Here is a 991-nt window from a genome sequence, read left to right on the forward strand (position 1 = left end):
GAAGCCACTGGAGCACCTCAAAAACACCATCATACACTAAATCAGTAAGTTGGCAGCATCACCGTGCATCTTGTCGTAATAGTGCCGCCAAAAATCTCAATATCTACTCTGATGGGGCACCTGAAAGGTCGCAGTGCAATTAGGCTCTACAATCGATTCCCGCATATCAGGAAGAAGTTATGGGGAAACCATTTTTGGTCGCGGGGTTATTTTGTCGATACGGTAGGCGTGAACGAAGAAATTATCAGACGATATGTGAGGCATCAGGAAAAGATGGAACAAACACATGAACAGCAGATGGAGTTGCTAGAGTAGAAAACGGAATATGACATTTGCCCCCCTTATAGGGGGCATTCTGAAAAGCCACCTCCTCAGGAGGTGGTCTTTTACTCTATCAACAGGCTGTGTGATCAACAATGGTCCTCTCTCTGACAGTTCTGATTTCAAATAATCAGCTTAAAAATACCTTTCAAAAGTAAACAATTTCCTCTGAGGGCACATTTTATCTACTTTGGCCTGTAAAGCTGGCGATAATATTCCAGACGTTGTAGATATAACGGCACGTTTTCCTCAGGAATATCGGACGGAATTGTGTTACGGGGGGGGAGTTTTTTCAAATACTCTCGGAACGCCTGGGTTGATGCCATAAAATCTATAGCTCGCTCTATAAGATGCGGAATGCCATCACCTATTTTTGCCATGATAATATCTCCGTATTACTTCGCACCAGCGGTTAATTTTAGATAAGATGCTAAAAGTAGCATTAAGGAAAACGTGCTTAATCCTCAATGTTGACTCCCGGAAATCTTTTAACTTTTTAAGTTTCTTAATGAATCAATAAATTACATAGTTCGTAAGCAAGTATATTATTGCCTGATTAAACTATTTTGATGCTATCAACCATGGACAAAGCACCTCGTTGCACATAACAGAGACTATGACGTTATTTCTGTCAGAGGCCATCACATGAAAGAAGTCAAAAAAAGGGGTG

The 991-nt window shown here is 41.1% G+C and carries 1 protein-coding gene and 1 pseudogene; one reads left to right on the forward strand and one right to left on the reverse strand.

Annotated features, from left to right (window positions below; translation table 11 throughout):
- Positions 1–63: 63 nt before the first annotated feature.
- Positions 64–315 (forward strand): annotated as a pseudogene (tnpA, locus tag N6P30_RS24380) (IS200/IS605 family transposase); the annotation flags it as partial.
- Between the two features lie 191 nt (positions 316–506).
- On the opposite strand, the gene N6P30_RS24385 reads toward tnpA, so the two are convergent.
- Positions 507–701 carry a hypothetical protein gene (locus N6P30_RS24385; RefSeq protein ID WP_181586421.1) on the reverse strand — a complete coding sequence of 65 codons (195 nt, stop codon included), beginning with the start codon at positions 699–701 and terminating at the stop codon, positions 507–509.
- Positions 702–991: the final 290 nt, after the last annotated feature.

The sequence above is a fragment of the Enterobacter sp. PL1 genome (assembly GCF_945957325.1).
Taxonomy (GTDB): Bacteria; Pseudomonadota; Gammaproteobacteria; order Enterobacterales; family Enterobacteriaceae; genus Enterobacter; species Enterobacter roggenkampii.

Bases quoted from the DNA above. Each gene is read 5' to 3' on its own strand.
- N6P30_RS24385 (WP_181586421.1), bottom strand. From the start codon at position 701: ATGGCAAAAATAGGTGATGGCATTCCGCATCTTATAGAGCGAGCTATA.